This is a genomic window from Nocardioides abyssi, from assembly GCF_030412915.1.
Classification (GTDB): domain Bacteria; phylum Actinomycetota; class Actinomycetes; order Propionibacteriales; family Nocardioidaceae; genus Nocardioides; species Nocardioides abyssi.
Map to the genome: position 1 here is coordinate 1 of NZ_JAUHJR010000164.1, position 278 is coordinate 278.

The 278-nt window shown below is 68.7% G+C and carries 1 protein-coding gene; it reads right to left on the reverse strand.

The features are described from left to right. Nucleotides 1–278 (reverse strand): 4Fe-4S dicluster domain-containing protein (locus QWY29_RS20335; RefSeq protein ID WP_300963043.1); only part of this gene is annotated, 278 nt, incomplete at both ends.

A 278-nucleotide genomic window follows, 5' to 3' on the forward strand; every position in this document is an offset into this window, starting at 1 on the left:
CCTCGGCGAAGGGATCGCCGCCTTCGTCTGGCGCAGGCCGCAGCGACCCGGCGCTCGCGGGCAGCACTCGCAGTACCACACTTCGCGCCTGTGGTCTCTCGTCCATGGCGGCGGTGACATCGACCCACGGCTGCCCGGGCGCCAACGCGCGCGGCGCCATCGTGAACACGCGTGTCGAGATCACCTGGGATCCGAACTGAAAGCGGTTGACCGGCGCAGACAGCGGCCGCAGCTGCTCGATCTGTTCGCGTGATCCGAAAAAGAGCGCCTGACTCGGG